Below are 14,118 nucleotides of genomic sequence, written 5' to 3'. Positions count from 1 at the left end.
GGCTGTAGCGTAGTCCAGCGAATTTCGGTGCTGGAGTCATGGTGAAATAAAAAAAGGCCGTCGAAACGGCCTTTTTGTTGGAGCAGGTGGGGAACACCTGCGAGTGCAAGCAGCAGCTCAGCGTGGCACGGCCAGCAGGCGCTGCACGTCGCGGTCGTTGGGCAGTGCGTAGTCGTGGCCGCGCACGATGCGGCTGTCTTCGGTGCGCACCAGCTTCAGGCTCACGTAGGTGTAGTTGGCGGCGGCCGAGTAGGTGCCCACCAGCACCATCGAGGCGTTGTGGTTGCGTGCGATGTCCTTGATCTCGCGCGACAGCAGCAGCTCGCCCTGGCCTTCGCGCACGAACACGTCGCCGCGCAGCTTGATTTCCTTTACGTTGAAACCGCTGGCAGCCATGCTGGTGGCGTATTGCTCGGACAGCGTGCGGCCCAGGGGGGCAGCGCGGCTCAGGTCGTTGACGTTGACCACGGTAGCCACCAGCACGGGGCCTGCGCCCAGTGCGTTCATGTCAAAGCCGGTGGTCAGCTTGGTGACGGCATCGCGGCTGGTCTGGATGAACTGGCTGCTGGCGGCTTCCTGGTAGGTGGGCTCGACGCGCACCGGCGCGGAGTTGTTGGCGCAACCGGCCAGCACCGCGCCAGCCAGCACCGTCAGAAGAAGTGCGGGGGTTTTCATTGCGAGACAACCTTCATGTTGACGTTCTTGTACGAGGGGCGCGTGAACAGCGGGGTGTCAGCGTTTTCCAGGTAGTACACGTCGGTCTTGCGGGCCAAGTACTGGCCACCACGCGTGACGGTGGTGGTCAGGATCAGCTCGGTGTTGGTCGGGCCGCCCGAGTTGATGCTGTTGGCGTAGTCGGCTGCAATCTTCAAGCCCAGGCCGGCGGCCAGCTGTGCGTCGATGTGTTCGTGGCGCAGGCCGTAGGCAGCAAACAGGCCAGCGGCAAGCATGGTGAACTGGCCGGGGATGAAGCGGGGGCGCTCGCTGTTGTGGCGCACCACCTGGATGCCGTAAGAGACGTCCAGCGCCTGACCGGGGCTTTGCTGCACCACGGCACCGTTCTGGACCAGCTTGGTGATCAGGAACTCGCGGAACGCGGTTTCGAACTGCGTGGGATTGGCAGGCAGCGACACATGCATGGGTGTGCCTGGGGCCACACCGGCCTTGTCCAGGGTGCCCAGCGTCTGGCCGACCACGTCGCGCGAAACTAGATCCCAATGGCCTGCGGAGCGGACCTTGGGTTGCGAGGTGTATTCAAAATTTTCCGCAACGGGAATAGGCGCTCTCTGTGCGCACCCAACCAAGGTTGCTACAGCGCCAGCCAGAACGGCCAAGCTGATTGCCTTTGAAAACGACATGATTCCCTCCTACGGACTAGATTTGCGAGGATCTGGACAGATACAGCCCGCACGATTGAAAAATAATTCTGGGCGGGTTCCTCAACAAAAACAAGAAAAAATTACGCTAACTGCGCTCCGCCGTACACAGTTCGTTGTTTTTGGTCACAGTTGTGTGCTGCTGCAAGGCATGCGGTGCCAAATAACCCGGTTTGCCTTGCATTTGCTTACACAGAAGCGGCTGCGCGCTGCTCCAGGATGTCGAAAGCGGGCAGTTTTTTGCCTTCCAGCACTTCCAGGAAGGCGCCGCCGCCGGTCGAGATGTAACCCACCTGTTTCTCAATGCCGTACTTGGCAATGGCGGCCAGGGTGTCGCCACCGCCCGCAATGCTGAACGCTGCCGATTCGGCAATGGCCGTGGCGATGGCGCGGGTGCCGTTCTCGAAAGCGGCAAACTCGAACACGCCCACGGGGCCGTTCCAGACGATGGTACCTGCGGACTTGAGCTGGGTTGCCAGGCGTGCGGCAGTGTCGGGGCCAATGTCCAGGATCAGGTCATCGGGCGCCACATCGGTCGCGGCCTTCACGGTGGCGGGGGCATCGGCGGCGAACGCCTTGGCCACGACCACGTCGGTGGGGATCGGCACTTCGGCGCCCCGAGCCTTCATCGCGGCCATCACGGACTTGGCAGCCTCCAGCAGGTCGGGTTCGGCCAGGCTCTTGCCGATGGGCAGGCCTGCGGCCAGCATGAAGGTGTTGGCAATGCCACCGCCCACGATGAGCTGGTCCACCTTGTCGGCCAGGCTTTGCAGGATGGTGAGCTTGGTGGACACCTTGGAGCCTGCCACGATGGCGGCCAGGGGGCGCTGGGGCTGGGCCAGGGCCTTGGTCAGGGCGTCGATCTCGGCCGACAGCAGCGGGCCTGCGCAGGCCACGGGGGCAAACTGGGCGATGCCGTAGGTCGTGCCTTCGGCGCGGTGGGCAGTGCCGAACGCGTCGTTCACGAAGATGTCGCACAGGGCGGCCATCTTGCGCGCCAGTTCTTCCTTGTTCTTCTTTTCGCCCACGTTCAGGCGGCAGTTTTCCAGCAGCACCACCTGGCCGGGGGCCACGGTGACGCCGTCCACCCAGTTGGCCACCAGCGGCACGTCGCGGCCCAGCAGCTCCGACAGGCGCTGGGCCACGGGGGCCAGCGAGTCCTCAGGCTTGAATTCGCCTTCCGTCGGGCGGCCGAGGTGGCTGGTGACCATCACGGCAGCGCCCGCGTCCAGTGCCATGCGGATGCAGGGGATCGAGGCGCGGATGCGCGTGTCTTCGGTGATGCGACCTGCGTCGTCCTGCGGGACGTTCATGTCCGCACGGATGAAAACGCGCTGGCCTTGGGCCTTGCCTTGGGCACACAGATCGGAAAAGCGGAGGATGTTCATAGCAGAGGTGTAAGGGGGAAGGAGGGCTCTCGCGGCGGCCATTTTAGTGACCGCAGTGGAGGGAGCCCTTCTCCTTCTGTCTTTGCCAGTGCTCCCGTGGAACGGGCTTTGCCAGGCCACGGGGTGCGTCCCCCGCAGGGGGATGGCGCCGAAGGCGACTCAGGGGGAGCCTATTTTCACCAGCCCCAGCCGATGTGCAGCGGCAGGTACACCGCCATGCCCACCAGGATCGTGCCCAGGATGCCCCGGCGCCAGAAGTAGTAGGCGCTGGCGCACACCACGGCGGGCAGGCGGGCGTCCATGAAGGTGTCGATGAGTTCGCCTTGGGTCATGACGATCTCGGGCGCAATCACGGCGGTGAGTGCCGCCAGGGGGGCGTACTTGAGTCCGCGCTTGAGCCAGCCAGGCAGCGGCAGCTCGCGCTCAGGGACCATGAAGAAGGAGCGGGACACCACGGTGATGACCGCCAGGCCCACGATGGCCAGCACCGGTTCGATCCAGGATCCGTTCATCATGGATGGCGCTCCTCACGCAGCGGCACCACGTCGCCCGCCGCGACATGCTCGCGTTCTTCGGGTGGCATGACGCTGTTGGCGGGCACCAGCAGCAGCTCCGGCTTGTGGCGGCGGCGGTCTACCGCCTCCATCAGCAGCCCGGCGGCCACGGCAGCGGCCAGGGCCACCAGGATGTTGAGCTTGAGCGGCAGCGCAAATGCTGCAATCGCGGCCGTGGCCGCAACGCCCGTGGCCAGCCAGGTGGCGCGGTCAAACAGCAGCGACAGCAGCACGCCCAGCAGGGCCAGCACCCCGGCAAACCCCAGCCCCCATGACAGCGGCACGGCATTGGCCAGCAGGATGCCCGCGATGGACGGTACCTGCCAGGCTAGCCAGTTGGTGGTGGCAGCGCCCCAGAAATACGGTACCTGTTCGGGCGCGGGGCGTGGTTCGGGGAAGCGCTTCATGAAGGCCACATAGATCACGTCGCCGCTGAAGTACCCGAGCGCGAGGCGCTGGCGCAGCGGCAGGTGGGCAAAGTAGCTGCGCCACATGCTGCTGAAAATCACAAAACGCAGGTTCACGCAGGCGGCGGTGAGCCAGATGACCCACAGCGGCGCGCCCACGGACAGCAGCGGGATGACCGCCAGCTGTGCGCTGCCCGCGTACACCAGCAGCGACATGAACACTGCCATGCCCACCGGCATGCCGCTCTTGACCATGGCCACGCCCGTGACCAGACCCCAGGCGGCGATGCCCAGCGATGTGCCTGCCATGTCCGTGGCCGCGAGCCGGAACGACGGGTGGCGCACGGTGCTGCGCAGGGCAGCGAGTGTGCTCATGCGGTGGCGGTGCCCAGCACCATGCCGGGCTGCAGCGCAAAGCCGCGCAGGAAGTCGGCCGCAGGCAGGCGCTTGCCGCCCGCGCGCTGCAGCGTGGTCAGGCGCAGGGCCGTGCCCGCGCCGCACGCCACGACCACGCCGGTGTCGTCTGCAGATAAAACAAGGCCTTTGCGCGCGTCTTTATTGCCTTTTAAGCTATCAATAACATAACTCCAGATCTTGATGGTCTCGCCGCTGCACTCGGTGCTGGCGCCCGGAAACGGGTCGAACGCGCGGATGCGCTGGCCGATCACGCTGGCGGGTTGGGACCAGTCGATGCTGCTTTCGGCCTTCTCGATCTTGTGGGCGTAGGTGATGCCCTCGGGGGGCTGGGCCACGGGCTGCAGGCCGCCGCATGCTGCCAGCTCCAGGGTTTCCACGATCATGCGGCCGCCCAGGTGGGCCAGTCGGTCGTGCAGCGCCGCCGTGGTGTCGTCGGCGGTGATGGCCAGGCGCTCGGTGAGCAGCATGTCGCCCGTGTCCAACCCCGCATCCATCTGCATGATGGTGACGCCGGTTTCGGCATCGCCTGCTTCGATGGCACGGTGGATGGGCGCCGCGCCGCGCCAGCGTGGCAGCAGGCTGGCGTGGATGTTCAGGCAGCCCAGGCGCGGCATGTCCAGGGTCCACTGCGGCAGGATCAGTCCGTAGGCGGCCACGACCATCACATCTGCCTGGGCGGCCAGCAGCGCGTCGCGCGCGGCAGCGGCGTCTTCGGGGTACTTGCCGTCCAGGCGCAGGCTGCGCGGCTGGGCCACCGGAATGCCGTGGTCCAGCGCACACTGCTTGACCGGCGATGCCTGCAGTTTCATGCCCCGGCCCGCTGGGCGGTCGGGCTGGGTGAGCACCAGCGGGACGGTGAAACCCGCAGCCAGCAGCCGCTCCAGCGCCACGCGGGCAAATTCGGGGGTACCGGCAAAAATGACTCTCATGGATGGCTGCATGCGGATATCTGGGCGCGCGCTCAGTCGCGCGCGTTGTCAAGGTGGGGGAGTTCGTCGGTGAACAGCACCTTCTGCACCATGCCCTGGCGGTCGAGGTGCACATGGGCCAGGCGCAGGTCGGAGTTTTGGCGGAAGCGGTAGGTCCAGATGTCGCCATCAAACCGTGCCACGCGCTCCACCCGCAGGGGGGCACCAAAGGTGCGCTCTACATCGGCCCGGGTCCAGGCACCGATCGGAAGGTTTTCGAAACGTGCCTGCGTCAGCACTTGCTCGTTGCGCAGCAGGCGGCCGCTGGCATCGAAGTCGAGGGCGTGGGCTTCAAAACCTGCAGGCAGCTCGGAATACAGCAGCCGCTCACCCGACGCCAGTGCAAAAGTGGCACTGGGCGGGCCCAGGCGGGCCAGCACCTCGGCGCGCAGCGCGCCGGGCTGTTCGCGGGCAGGAAGCGCACAGCCCGCCAGCTGAACCACCAGCGCCGCGAGCGCTACACGCGCCAGCACTCCGCCGCCCCGCAGGGCGCAGAGCGCTGCCCGTTTCACTCGCGGGCCTCCCGTTGCTGCTTGATCATCTTGGTCTTGATGCGGTTGCGCTTGAGGGGCGAGAGGTATTCCACAAACACCTTGCCCATGAGGTGGTCCATCTCATGCTGGATGCACACGGCCAGCAGGCCGTCTGCCTCGATGACACGGGACGCGCCCTGGGCGTCAAGCGCCTTCACGTGCACGGCGTCAAACCGCTCCACGCCGTCGTAGATGCCGGGGACGGACAAGCAGCCTTCGTCGTTCAAGTGCTTTTCTGCGCTGGTCCAGACGAGTTCGGGGTTGATCAGCACCAGGGGCTGGTCACGCTCCTCGGACACATCAATTACCACCAGGCGCTCGTGCACATCCACCTGGGTGGCCGCCAAGCCGATGCCGTGGGCGTCGTACATGGTGGCCAGCATGTCAGCCACCAGCGTACGGATGCGATCGTCCACCACCGCGATGGGGCGTGCGACCTTGTGGAGCCGGGGGTCCGGGTAACAGAGAATGGGAAGGATTGCCATGGCTGCAGGTAGAAGATGTCGCTATTTTCGCCACTTTTGCGGCCTGCAGCAGGGTTGCAGGCCAATAATCGTTGCCGAATCAAGGGCTTGAGCAGAGAATCTAAGAAGGTTTGTAACGTAGTTACCCGGGCGTCCGCATGCTGCAGGCGCCGGGTTGCCAGTGAGGGGGCGTTTCACAATGCATGAGAAAAGGAACAACATGACGGCATTTACCAGCGTGCGGCGGACCGCCCTGGGCGCGCTCACCATCATCGCTGGCGCCCTGCTGGTCATGCCGGCTCAGGCGCAGAACTACCCCATCTCCAGCAGCCAGCGCGCCACGGCGCAGCAGGTGTCCGAGCGGGGCGTGCCCCTCGAAGAGCTGGCGCCCAACGCACCCGACAGCTACACCGTCAAGCGCGGCGACACGCTCTGGGGTATCTCGGGCATGTACCTCAAGCGCCCCTGGCGCTGGCCTGAACTCTGGGGCATGAACCTCAAGGCCATTCCCAATCCACACCTGATCTTCCCGGGCCAGACGCTCTATCTGGAAAAGGACGGCGGGTATGCCCGCCTGAGCACCAGCCGCCCTGGCGGCACCGGCGAGCCCGAGACCGTGCGTGTCTCGCCACGCACGCGCAGCGACAGCCTGATGGATTCCGCACTCCCCACCCTCAAGCCGCACCTGATCGAGCCCTTCCTGGTCGAGCCGCTGGTGGTGGACGAACAGACACTGCTGCGCGCCCCGCGCGTGATCGCCACGACCGACGAGCGTGTGCTCATGGGGTCGGGTGACCGCGTCTATGTGCGTGGAGATGCCGCCTCGCCCATGCTGGCGGAAGCTGGTGAACCACGCTACTACCGCGTCTTCCGCAATGCGGTGGCCCTCAAGGACCCGATGACGGGTGCAGTGCTGGGCTACGAAGCGCAGTACGTGGGCAAGGCCGAACTGGTGCGTGGCGAATCCTTCGAAGAAACCCCCAATGGCAAAGGCGGCTACAACGCCGAGTACGTGCCCGCTACGGTAGACCTGTCGGCCACCAAGGAAGAAGTCCAGGCGGGTGACCGCCTGCTGCCCGCACCCGCGCGCGCCTTCATGAGCTACACGCCGCGGGCGCCCGAGGTTGAGGTGGACGCCCGTGTGGTGTCCATCTACGGCAGCTCGGCCGTGGCCTACGCTGCGCAAAACCAGGTGGTGGCCATCAACATGGGCTCGGAAGACGGCGTAGAGCCTGGCCATGTGCTCAGCCTGATGACCAAGGGCGACCGCATCAAGGACACCACCGACAAGTCCAAGGCGATGGTCAAGCTGCCCAGCGAGGTCAACGGCACGGCCATGGTGTTCCGCACCTTCGAGCGCGTGTCTTATGCGCTGCTCCTTGAGATTCGCAACGGCGTGCGCGTAGGCGATCGCCTCGTCAATCCCAAGTAAGCCATGCGCGCTCCGGCGCGGAAGGGGTGCCGCCGCTTTGGTGTGAAGCGGTAGCGCCGTGTTATTCCCGGGCGGATTGAAACCCATGGACCATGAAGAGCTGGGCGCCTGGCTGCGTTTGACGCTGACCCCTGGCGTGGGCAATGGCGCCGCGCGGCGGCTGCTGGCCCATTTCGGGCTCCCGCAAGCGATTTTCCAGCAGTCCGAGGCGGCGTTGCAGCAATGTGTGACCAATGCCCAGGCACGGGATTTGTGTGAGATCCCTGCCGCGTGGCAGGCCTTGTGGGACACCACGGTCCAGTGGTTGTTTGGCGCGGATCCGGGAGGACCGTCGCGCACGATTGTCACGCTGGGTGATGTCCGCTATCCGCAGGCCTTGCTGGACACGGAAGACCCCCCGCTGCTGCTCTACCTCACGGGGCCCGAGCATCTGCTGGCGCACCAGCCTTTCCCGAGTGATCGTTGCCTGGCCGTGGTTGGCAGCCGCAACCCCACGGCCCAGGGCGCGGAGAACGCCCGCCTCTTTGCGCGTGCACTGCACGGTGCCGGGCTGACGATCGTGTCAGGGCTGGCGCTGGGGGTGGATGCTGCCGCCCACGAGGGCGCGCTGGATGCATCTGTGGCGGACGCTTCGGCTGCGGCGACCATCGCTGTGGTGGGGACCGGCCTGGATCGCGTGTACCCCCGCAAGAACCTCGACCTGGCCCGCCGCATTGCAGCCCGGGGGCTGCTGGTCAGTGAATATCCTCTGGGCACGCCCCCGCTGGCACCCAATTTCCCCAAGAGAAACCGCATCATCTCGGGCCTGTCCCAAGGAACCCTGGTCGTCGAGGCTGCGCTGGCCTCGGGCTCCCTGATCACGGCGCGGATGGCGGTCGAACAGGGCCGGGAGGTTTTTGCCATTCCCGGCTCTATCCATGCCCCCCAGTCGCGGGGCTGCCACGCCCTGATCCGCCAAGGGGCCAAACTGGTCGAGTCGGCGCAGGATGTCCTGGAAGAGCTACGGCTCCCTGCCACCACAGTGCCGGGCTTGCTGGACATGCCCGCTGAGCGTGACGGGACTGCTGTGGAGCTGCCCCACACAGAGAGCGGGCCTGAAGACAACCCGGTGCTCGCGGCACTGGGGTTTGATCCCCTGGGCCTGGATGCGCTGGTGGCGCGCACCGGCATGGACACAGCTTCGCTGCAGGTGATGCTGCTGGAGTTGGAACTGGCGGGCAGCGTGGCCCGTCTGCCCGGTGGGCTGTTTCAGCGTCTGGGACGAGGCTGAAACCGAGAAACTCGCGGTGAAGGCACGGGGCCCTGCCTGGGGTTCTGAGGCGGGCGGCTGAAAGCTATCGTCAGTCCAGCAACCGTTCGGGGTTGGCATCGAGCTTGGCCAGCGCGTCACGTGTGGCGCGCAGCGTCAGGCCCTCCTCGTCCTGGGCCACCAGCAGACCCGCCTGCAGGTAGGCGGCCAGGCGGCGCAACTGGATCAGGTAGCTGCTGCCATCGACCGCCGCGAACAGGTGCAGTTGCTTGCGCTGGCTCTGCCAGGCGTACTGCACCTGGGCCGATGCACCGTTGTGATCCAGCGTGTACCAAGTGCCAGGCTGCAGCTCCTGGGCCCAGGCCACCATGGCGTCATCCACGGGAGCGCCGTTGTCGGCCACCACATGGATGGACGATGCATCAATGCCCAGCATCATCTCGATGTTGTCGGCATTGAGTGGCATGTCACCCAAGGTGGCATCGCTCATGAAGTCCTCAAGATTGGCCAGGCGCTTCGCCATGGCTTCGATGTGCGCTTGCGGGATCGAGGCGGTCTTGGACAGGAAGGCATCAGCCAGCGTGTCGGTCAGGGTCTTGACCTGCGTGTCCTGCTCGGCACCGTTGACGCCGAGCAGCGTGAGGCCCTGGCGCAGGCGCTGGAGCAGGCCCGGCAGGTTCTGGATCACCTGGGCCCGGTCGCTGCGGTTGGGTTTGGCGCTGGCGGCCCAGACCAGGTCGGCCGCCGTGCGTTTGAAGGCCACAGTGTCAGCGTGCTGCGGGCCATCACGCACCGCGGACAGGGCCAACACCTCCGCCCAGGTCTTAAACAGGAACTCCCGGATTTCGTCGCGCACCGGCATGTCACGCAACATGGTCCGCAGCTCGATGGTGTACTGGATGGCCAGGGTTTCCCGCTGTTCCACCTGCTGGGCCACGCTGACAAGGCGGGAAGTGGCCTGCTTTTCGGTGAGGAACTTGGACAGGAATTTCTCGAACTCGTCATACACGAGCTGGAACACCCGACGCCCCGTTTCTGGGTATTGTTCGATCACCTGCACCACGCGGCGGATTTCGGCCTCCAGCGCGCTGCCGTTGATGCTGGTGGAGTCAAAGCCCAGCACGCAGGCGCCCATGCGGTCGATCAGCTTGCGCGCAGGGTGGTCCAGGTTGCTGAAAAACTCAGGCTCAGCAAGCGCCACCCGCAGCACGGGCACCTGCAGGCGCGCAAACCACACGCGCACCGCCGGGGGAATGCGGTCTTCGGCCAGAATGCTCTGGAACATCAGCGCCACCACTTCGATGATGGCCTTCTCGCCGGTGGTCGTGGCCTTTTTCTTGAGTTCCGTGGACCGCTCCCTCACCGTGCCAGCCAACTGGACCACGGCAGCCGGGCTGTAGTCCTCCATGAGTGTGGCGACATTGGTATAGAAGGTGTCGGCATGCACCCTGTGGGCGGTGAGCGCATGGGCCAATGCTGCCGAAGCAGGGGGCGCATTGACCATGTCAAACCCGGTAGCGGGCTGGGTGAGCAGGCGGCGCAGTTGGCCCATCACCCCCTGGGCGCGTTGGCGAGCCCGTGCCAGCGGTGTCATGCCGGTGGCAAAGGCCGTGTGCATGCCATGCCTGGGGTAACCGGGGGGAAACTGGGGCATGCGTGGCATCTGCGCCGGGAAAAGCGGGTTACCGCGCGCTGCAGCCATGGCTTCACGGGTCTGCGCAAGGGCCTGCGATGCGAGGCCACCCGAGCCTGAATCGCTGCCCCCACTGCCTGTGACCGCCCCGCCGCTAGTGCGCCGGACCCGGGACTTCAGATCTGTCTGCGGGGTGATGCCCTGCTCGACATAGAACACATTGACGGCTTGGTAATGTTTCTGGAGCAGATTGGCCAGGTCACGCTGCAAGGGGTCCACCACGGTCTGCAGGTCTGTGCGCGACAGACCGGACTCCACCCACTGTTCCACCAGCAACAGGCACACGGTGTCGGGCCGCAGAATGTCGTTGCCGTCGAGTTCCTGGCCCTCCAGGGACTGTGTGCGCTGGCGCAGGGTGTCGAACTGGGGGCCGACCTGCTCGGTAATCGTCAGGGCCATGCGCGAGGCCAGGATCTTGTTCTCCACCACATCGTCACTGAGCAGCTCGAACTGGTTGCCCACCGCGCCTCCGGCGAGTTGTCCCCGGGTGCTGCTGACGTGGGGGGCCAGAGATTCCTGCCAGGCCTTGGCGGTGCGCTGGATCCAGGGGTCATGCAGTTGCTGGTACTGCATCCATGCGTCCCGGCGCGACTGCATTTCGCGCGCCGTGCCCGTCTGGGTCATCAGGGTGGCCAGGAACTCCTGAACGGTCTTGCCCAGTTCAGGGAGTCCGGAACACAGGCCCTCTACGAACTTCTGGCGCGCCTGGCGGGCCAGGCGACGCTGTGGAACCGAAGAGGGCGTGGGCTGCATAGGCAGATATTAGCGGGTCAAACCGTCGCTCCGGCATGGGGATCGTTGGGATCCCCTTCCTTTTTGGCAGGCTTGACAAGATCCTCGCGCTTGACCCCGAGCCACATGGCAATGGCAGCGGCCACGAACACAGACGAATAGATGCCGAACAGAATCCCGATGGTCAGTGCCATGGCGAAGTAGTGCAGGCTCGGGCCGCCAAAGAAGAGCATCGACAGCACCATCGCTTCGGTAGAGGCATGGGTGATGATCGTGCGGCTCATCGTGCTCGTGATGGCGTGGTCGATCACCTCGTGGGTGTTCATCTTGCGGTACTTGCGGAAGGCCTCGCGGATCCGGTCGAAGATCACGACCGACTCGTTCACCGAGTAGCCCAGCACCGCGAGCACGCCGGCCAGCACCGCCAGCGAGAACTCCCACTGGAAGAACGCGAAGAAGCCCAGGATGATCACCACGTCGTGCAGGTTGGCAATGATGGCCGCGACGCCGAACTTCCACTCGAAGCGGAAGGCCAGGTAGATCACGATGCCCACGACCACCATGGCCAGTGCCATCAGGCCGCCGTGCACCAGTTCCTCGCCCACCTGCGGGCCCACGAACTCGGTGCGGCGCAGTGTGACTTCGGGGTCGGCGGCCTTGAGCGCACCCAGCACCTGTTCGCTTTGCTGCGCAGAGGTCACGCCCTTTTGCACCGGCAGGCGGATCATCACGTCGCGCGCGGTGCCGAAGTTCTGCACCTGCACGTCGGCGTAGCCAAGGCCGGAGACGGTCTCGCGGACCTTGGCCAGCTCGGCGGGTTGGCTGTAGGCCACTTCCATCACGGTGCCGCCCGTGAACTCCACCGACAGGTGCAGTCCGCGCGTGACCAGGAAGAACACGGCCAGCGCAAAGGTGATGAAGGAGATCGCGTTGAAGATCAACGCGTGCTTCATGAAGGGGATGTCTTTTCGGATGCGGAAGAATTCCATGGTCTTCCTCCTTTAGTTCGTCTTGGCCACAGCGCTATCGGGTTCAGGCTTCCACACCTGGCCGATCGACACGCTCTTGAGTTTTTTCTGGCGGCCGTACCACAGGTTAACCAGGCCGCGCGAGAAGAACACGGCCGAGAACATGCTGGTCAGGATGCCGATGCAGTGCACCACGGCAAAGCCGCGCACCGGGCCGGAGCCGAAGGCCAGCAGCGCCAGGCCCGCGATCAGCGTGGTCACGTTCGAGTCCAGGATCGTGGTCCAGGCACGTTCGTAGCCTGCGTGGATGGCCGCCTGCGGCGAGACCCCGTCGCGCAGTTCCTCGCGGATGCGTTCGTTGATCAGAACGTTGGAGTCGATGGCCACACCCAGCGCCAGCGCCATGGCGGCAATGCCGGGCAAGGTCAGCGTGGCCTGCAGCATGGACAGGATGGCCAGCAGCAGCAGCACGTTCACGGCCAGCGCCACGGTGGAGAACACACCAAACAGCGCGTAGTAGATGCACATGAACACCGCAATCGCGACCATGCCCCAGACCACGCTGTGGATGCCACGCTCGATGTTGTCGGCGCCCAGGCTGGGGCCGATGGTGTATTCCTCGATGATTTCCATGGGCGCGGCCAGGGAGCCAGCGCGCAGCAGCAGCGAGGTGTCATTGGCCTCGGCTGTGGTCATGCGGCCAGAGATCTGCACGCGGCCGCCGCCGATTTCGGAGCGGATCACGGGGGCCGTGACCACCTCGCCCTTGCCCTTTTCGAACAGCACGATGGCCATGCGCTTGCCGATGTTCTCGCGCGTGATGTCCTTGAAGATGCGCGAGCCCTTGGCGTCCAGCGTGAGGTTCACTGTGGGCTCCTGCGTCTGGCCGTCAAAGCCGGGCTGGGCGTCCGTCAGGTTCTCGCCGGTCAGGATGACCTGCTTCTTCACGATCACGGGCTGGCCACTGCGCTCCAGGTAGCGTTCGGAGCCGAACGGCACGGGGCCCCGGCCGGTTTCGGCGGCGCGCGCTTCGGTGCCTTCGTCCACCAGACGCACTTCCAGCGTGGCAGTGCGGCCCAGAATGTCCTTGGCCTTGGCGGTGTCCTGCACGCCGGGCAACTGCACCACGATGCGGTCCAGACCCTGTTGCTGGATCACGGGCTCGGCCACACCCAGTTCGTTGATGCGGTTGTGCAGCGTGACGATGTTCTGCTTGAGGGCTTGTTCCTGCACGCGGCGTGTGGCCTCGGGCTTGATGGAGGCGCGCAGCTTGAACTCGGTGCCTTCGGGCGTGCTGGTGACCTGCAGGTCGGTGAACTGGTCGGCAATCAGGTTGCGGGTGGCCGTGAGCGTGGCCTCGTCGCGCACCTTGATGTCGATGTTCTGGCCTTCGCGGCTGATGCCGCCGTGGCGGATGCTCTTGTCGCGCAGCGCGGTGCGGATGTCGCCCGCGTACGACTCGGCCTTCTTGGTCAGGGCCGCCTGCATGTCCACTTGCAGCATGAAGTGCACGCCGCCGCGCAGGTCCAGACCCAGGTACATGGGGTTGGCGTGCAAGGCCTTGAGCCACAGGGGCGAGCGCGACACCAGGTTCAGCGCCACGATGTACGAGGCGTCGTTGGCATCGGGCACCAGGGCCTTCTGGATGGCGTCCTTGGCCTTGAGCTGGGTGTCGGGCGTGTCAAAACGTGCACGCACCGAGTTGCCTTCCAGCGCCACGAAGTCGGGCGTGACGCCTGCGGCCTTGAGGGCTTCTTCCACCCGCTGCTGCACGGCGGTGTCCACCTTGACGGTGGCCTTGGCCGACGACACCTGCACCGCAGGGGCTTCGCCAAAGAAATTGGGCAGGGTGTACAAGGCCCCCACCAGCAGCACGATCACCAGGATCGCGTACTTCCAGACCGGATAACGGTTCATGTTTACGCCTTTTCCACGCC

13 protein-coding genes are annotated in these 14,118 nt (G+C 65.3%); 2 read left to right on the top strand and 11 right to left on the bottom strand.

Features of this window, described 5'->3' with window-relative positions; genetic code table 11:
- Positions 1–117: 117 nt before the first annotated feature.
- From ACSQ3O_RS26020 to def, 8 genes are all read right to left on the bottom strand, one after another.
- A complete protein-coding gene (locus ACSQ3O_RS26020) occupies positions 118–675 on the bottom strand; it encodes a FlgO family outer membrane protein (protein ID WP_063461550.1) in 558 nt (185 codons plus the stop codon).
- Positions 672–1,358, bottom strand: a complete 687-nt coding sequence (locus ACSQ3O_RS26015) for a hypothetical protein (protein ID WP_436140958.1) — start codon at positions 1,356–1,358, stop codon at positions 672–674. Before ACSQ3O_RS26015 ends, ACSQ3O_RS26020 begins: the two co-directional genes overlap by 4 nt.
- Before the next feature lie 206 nt (positions 1,359–1,564).
- Entirely contained in the window at positions 1,565–2,764 is a 1,200-nt protein-coding gene (locus ACSQ3O_RS26010; protein ID WP_436140957.1) for a phosphoglycerate kinase, read from the bottom strand.
- A gap of 176 nt (positions 2,765–2,940) precedes the next feature.
- A complete protein-coding gene (locus ACSQ3O_RS26005) occupies positions 2,941–3,276 on the bottom strand; it encodes an AzlD domain-containing protein (RefSeq protein WP_436141176.1) in 336 nt (111 codons plus the stop codon).
- On the bottom strand, positions 3,276–4,100 hold the full coding sequence (locus tag ACSQ3O_RS26000; RefSeq protein ID WP_436140956.1) for an AzlC family ABC transporter permease: 825 nt from the start codon (positions 4,098–4,100) through the stop codon (positions 3,276–3,278). The genes ACSQ3O_RS26005 and ACSQ3O_RS26000 overlap by 1 nt, the downstream gene beginning before the upstream one ends.
- Positions 4,097–5,071 carry a methionyl-tRNA formyltransferase gene (gene fmt, locus ACSQ3O_RS25995; protein ID WP_436140955.1) on the bottom strand — a complete coding sequence of 325 codons (975 nt, stop codon included), beginning with the start codon at positions 5,069–5,071 and terminating at the stop codon, positions 4,097–4,099. The genes ACSQ3O_RS26000 and fmt overlap by 4 nt, the downstream gene beginning before the upstream one ends.
- 32 nt (positions 5,072–5,103) lie before the next feature.
- Positions 5,104–5,622 carry a hypothetical protein gene (locus tag ACSQ3O_RS25990; RefSeq protein ID WP_436140954.1) on the bottom strand — a complete coding sequence of 173 codons (519 nt, stop codon included), beginning with the start codon at positions 5,620–5,622 and terminating at the stop codon, positions 5,104–5,106.
- A complete protein-coding gene (gene def / locus ACSQ3O_RS25985; protein WP_298455530.1) occupies positions 5,619–6,128 on the bottom strand; it encodes a peptide deformylase in 510 nt (169 codons plus the stop codon). Before def ends, ACSQ3O_RS25990 begins: the two co-directional genes overlap by 4 nt.
- Positions 6,129–6,327: 199 nt before the next feature.
- On the opposite strand from def, the gene ACSQ3O_RS25980 reads away from it, so the two are divergent.
- Together ACSQ3O_RS25980 and dprA are read left to right on the top strand one after the other, a co-directional pair.
- The gene (locus ACSQ3O_RS25980) at positions 6,328–7,539 is read left to right on the top strand and encodes a LysM peptidoglycan-binding domain-containing protein (RefSeq protein ID WP_298455528.1); all 1,212 of its coding nucleotides are present in this window, start codon (positions 6,328–6,330) and stop codon (positions 7,537–7,539) included.
- A gap of 85 nt (positions 7,540–7,624) precedes the next feature.
- Complete coding sequence (dprA, locus tag ACSQ3O_RS25975) at positions 7,625–8,809, top strand: DNA-processing protein DprA (RefSeq protein ID WP_436140953.1); 1,185 nt, start codon at positions 7,625–7,627, stop codon at positions 8,807–8,809.
- 70 nt (positions 8,810–8,879) lie between these two features.
- On the opposite strand, the gene ACSQ3O_RS25970 is transcribed toward dprA, so the two are convergent.
- The 3 genes from ACSQ3O_RS25970 to secD are packed head-to-tail and all read right to left on the bottom strand — an operon-like array spanning position 8,880 to position 14,098.
- Positions 8,880–11,234, bottom strand: coding sequence for a DUF1631 domain-containing protein (locus tag ACSQ3O_RS25970; protein WP_436140952.1), 2,355 nt, complete (start codon positions 11,232–11,234; stop codon positions 8,880–8,882).
- Positions 11,235–11,251: 17 nt separating this feature from the next.
- A complete protein-coding gene (secF, locus tag ACSQ3O_RS25965) occupies positions 11,252–12,202 on the bottom strand; it encodes a protein translocase subunit SecF (RefSeq protein ID WP_436140951.1) in 951 nt (316 codons plus the stop codon).
- Positions 12,203–12,214: 12 nt separating this feature from the next.
- Complete coding sequence (gene secD, locus ACSQ3O_RS25960) at positions 12,215–14,098, bottom strand: protein translocase subunit SecD (protein ID WP_436140950.1); 1,884 nt, start codon at positions 14,096–14,098, stop codon at positions 12,215–12,217.
- Positions 14,099–14,118 lie beyond the last annotated feature (20 nt).

The sequence above is a fragment of the Acidovorax sp. LjRoot74 genome (genome assembly GCF_964254355.1).
GTDB lineage: Bacteria > Pseudomonadota > Gammaproteobacteria > Burkholderiales > Burkholderiaceae_C > Acidovorax.
Note: the sequence above shows the minus strand (reverse complement) of the source record. Positions and strands in the feature narration are given on the sequence as shown.

Excerpts from the sequence above, each read along its gene's own strand:
- ACSQ3O_RS26020 (WP_063461550.1), bottom strand. The coding sequence starts at position 675 with ATGAAAACCCCCGCACTTCTTCTGACGGTGCTGGCTGGCGCGGTGCTG.
- ACSQ3O_RS26015 (WP_436140958.1), bottom strand. The coding sequence starts at position 1,358 with ATGTCGTTTTCAAAGGCAATCAGCTTGGCCGTTCTGGCTGGCGCTGTA.
- ACSQ3O_RS26010 (WP_436140957.1), bottom strand. The coding sequence starts at position 2,764 with ATGAACATCCTCCGCTTTTCCGATCTGTGTGCCCAAGGCAAGGCCCAA.
- ACSQ3O_RS26005 (WP_436141176.1), bottom strand. The coding sequence starts at position 3,276 with ATGAACGGATCCTGGATCGAACCGGTGCTGGCCATCGTGGGCCTGGCG.
- ACSQ3O_RS26000 (WP_436140956.1), bottom strand. The coding sequence starts at position 4,100 with ATGAGCACACTCGCTGCCCTGCGCAGCACCGTGCGCCACCCGTCGTTC.
- fmt (WP_436140955.1), bottom strand. The coding sequence starts at position 5,071 with ATGAGAGTCATTTTTGCCGGTACCCCCGAATTTGCCCGCGTGGCGCTG.
- def (WP_298455530.1), bottom strand. The coding sequence starts at position 6,128 with ATGGCAATCCTTCCCATTCTCTGTTACCCGGACCCCCGGCTCCACAAG.
- ACSQ3O_RS25980 (WP_298455528.1), top strand. The coding sequence starts at position 6,328 with ATGACGGCATTTACCAGCGTGCGGCGGACCGCCCTGGGCGCGCTCACC.
- dprA (WP_436140953.1), top strand. The coding sequence starts at position 7,625 with ATGGACCATGAAGAGCTGGGCGCCTGGCTGCGTTTGACGCTGACCCCT.
- ACSQ3O_RS25970 (WP_436140952.1), bottom strand. The coding sequence starts at position 11,234 with ATGCAGCCCACGCCCTCTTCGGTTCCACAGCGTCGCCTGGCCCGCCAG.
- secF (WP_436140951.1), bottom strand. The coding sequence starts at position 12,202 with ATGGAATTCTTCCGCATCCGAAAAGACATCCCCTTCATGAAGCACGCG.
- secD (WP_436140950.1), bottom strand. The coding sequence starts at position 14,098 with ATGAACCGTTATCCGGTCTGGAAGTACGCGATCCTGGTGATCGTGCTG.